This is a genomic window from Hydrogenothermus marinus (assembly GCF_003688665.1).
Classification (GTDB): domain Bacteria; phylum Aquificota; class Aquificia; order Aquificales; family Hydrogenothermaceae; genus Hydrogenothermus; species Hydrogenothermus marinus.
On sequence record NZ_REFO01000008.1, the window covers coordinates 1 to 2480 of the forward strand.

A 2480-nucleotide genomic window follows, 5' to 3' on the forward strand; every position below is an offset into this window, starting at 1 on the left:
GTTTCAATTCCTTATAGGTAGGCTACAAACAATCAAGAAAACTGTGTTTCGTCACGAAGGGTTCAGTTTCAATTCCTTATAGGTAGGCTACAAACTCTTCTCTTTCTTCCTTTTGTCTTGCTTTTTCTTCGTTTCAATTCCTTATAGGTAGGCTACAAACCCTTTCTTCTTTATTCATATTCTATTGCCAAGAAACCAGCATAAATATTAGCTATATTTAAAATTTACATCAAAAAAATTTTCTTGTCAAATTGAGTTTATTTTCTGTCGACCTTCAATCCTGTAAAAATCCTTAGAGATCGACAAATCAGCATCATTATTAGCTTAGAGTTAAATTTTGGCAAAATTTTAACATCTTAAAAGCACTAAAATTTCCCTAAAATTACCTGATCGACAAATTTTTATAAAAATAGATTTTCATAAGAAGGCTTTGATAACTCTAATGATTCTTTACATAAAAGAATATTTAGGGCGTTTATTTAGTTAAAGCAAATTTAAAGCTTTAAAAACATTTTTTCAATTTCATTAAAAATCAAAAGCTAATCTTTAACTAAATACCGTCTTTGTCAACAAATTAACAAAAGAAGGAATATATGCTATAGCTTATAGAAAGTGGGAATATATGGATATTTTAAACTTTAATAAAGTAAATTCTAAAGACAATTAAACATAGAAAAAATTTAAATATAAAAGCTTTATTCAGTTTTAATATTTTTAAATACTTAATATAATTCTTGTTTACTATGCCAAATATCAAATATAGAAAAATCTTGAAAATAAGCTTTATATATAGAATAATTTTTAATCAAAAAATTCAAAAGATAAAATTATGATAGATTTTGAGTTTTCAAGAATTAGGCTTGAATATACTGCTTTGTCAGAGTTCCAACAACCTTACTTTTTAGGCCCTGCAATAAGAGATGTCTTTGATAGAAGATTAAAAAAAATGGTATGCATAAAACCTGGTGAAGAATGTATAACCTGCGAATTTAACAAAACATGCCCTTATACTATTATTTTTGAAACAGAAATTTATTTAAAAAAACCTTCAAAATATGTTTTACAACCTGAATATGATGAAAAAGATTTAAAAGAAGGAGATAAAATCTATATAGATATTACACTTCTTGGATTTGCCTCTAATTTTTGGCAGTTTATAATACAGTCTTTAAGTACAGTAATAAATTTAGGAAAAGACAGCTTTATAAAGCAAACAGATGCTTTTTATTACCATCCATTTGCAGATAAATATTTCCCTTTAAAATCAGAAATTCCAAGGTTTAATGCATCATACTTTTTTGATTTAAAAACAGGTAGAGATGAATTACAGATTAAATTTTATCCTACATCTTTAAAATTAAATGGTGAATATATAATGTTTAATGAATTTGATAAAAATATCTTTATAGAAGCTATTAAAAATAGAATATCAAATGTTGCTGTAAATTATGGAACAAAGACAGAAAAAATATTTATAAATAAATCTAAATTTGAAATTACTGATTTAAATTTAAAACCTGCCCCTGTGAAAAAATGGTCAAACAGAAAAAAAAGAAAAATGACAATACCTGTTATAGAAGGAAATTTTAAAATAAAAGGAGATTTAAGTGAGATATATCCATATTTAACAATGATAGAAAATATAAATATAGGAAAAGAAGTTAATCTTGGACTTGGGAAAGTTGAAGTTAAATTTTAAACAGGGGGCAAAAGCCCCCCAGATCTCCCCACATCCCTCCTAAAAACCAAAAGTAATAGGTATTGCTTTTTTAGAATGAAATTCCTTAAGTGTTCCATCAGAGTTGACACCCCAAGTTTGTGCATCAGCACCTATATAATTTATTGTATAAGGATCAATTTTTGTCTTCTTAGCTTTTTCCCAACTGTTTGATAAGGTAGAATACCAATAACAATCTAAGTAATAATTTGTCTGTCCAAGGCTATCTGTTTCTTTTGTATAGATACATTTTGCTCCTTTTGAACAATCTAAGAAAGTTCCGCTACCACCACAATTTAAACCCAAAAATCCATCTCCATTTCCACCATCTGGTACATTATTATCAGGTAATGTGAAAAATTCAATATGATACATAGACCAACCACCAAAATCTGCATTCCAATAAATGTAAAACTCTTCATTTGGCGTTATAACTCCATCAGGGTTAGATTCATTAATAGAAATTGATTTTAGATTAATATAAGAAGAACTACCGATACTTCCACCACTGCCTCCAAAAGTGCTTGAAGATCCACCTCCTCCAATACCTAAAAAATCACTTGAAGCTCCGCTTCCACCTCCACAAGAAGCTAATAAAACACAGCTACTTAAAACTGCAAAAGGTTTAACTAATCTGTTTACTCTTTTCATTAACTAACCTCCTCTAAGGATTTTTTATTATTTTCATTATTTATAAACGATAGTAGATGTATTTTCTGACAACTTTATGTATAATAAAAAACAAAAACTATATTTTTAGTTA

The 2480-nt window shown here is 27.5% G+C and carries 2 protein-coding genes; one reads left to right on the forward strand and one right to left on the reverse strand.

Annotated elements, in window-relative coordinates:
• The first annotated feature begins 829 nt into the window (after window positions 1-829).
• Window positions 830-1699: a CRISPR-associated protein Cas6 gene (locus CLV39_RS00355; protein WP_121922253.1), complete on the forward strand. Its 870-nt coding sequence runs from the start codon at window positions 830-832 to the stop codon at window positions 1697-1699.
• A 39-nt stretch (window positions 1700-1738) separates the two neighbouring features.
• Here CLV39_RS00355 and CLV39_RS00360 read toward each other — a convergent pair whose 3' ends face one another.
• Entirely contained in the window at window positions 1739-2368 is a 630-nt protein-coding gene (locus CLV39_RS00360) for a hypothetical protein (protein WP_121922254.1), read from the reverse strand.
• Window positions 2369-2480: the final 112 nt, after the last annotated feature.

Excerpts from the sequence above, each read along its gene's own strand:
- CLV39_RS00355 (WP_121922253.1), top strand. The coding sequence starts at position 830 with ATGATAGATTTTGAGTTTTCAAGAATTAGGCTTGAATATACTGCTTTG.
- CLV39_RS00360 (WP_121922254.1), bottom strand. The coding sequence starts at position 2,368 with ATGAAAAGAGTAAACAGATTAGTTAAACCTTTTGCAGTTTTAAGTAGC.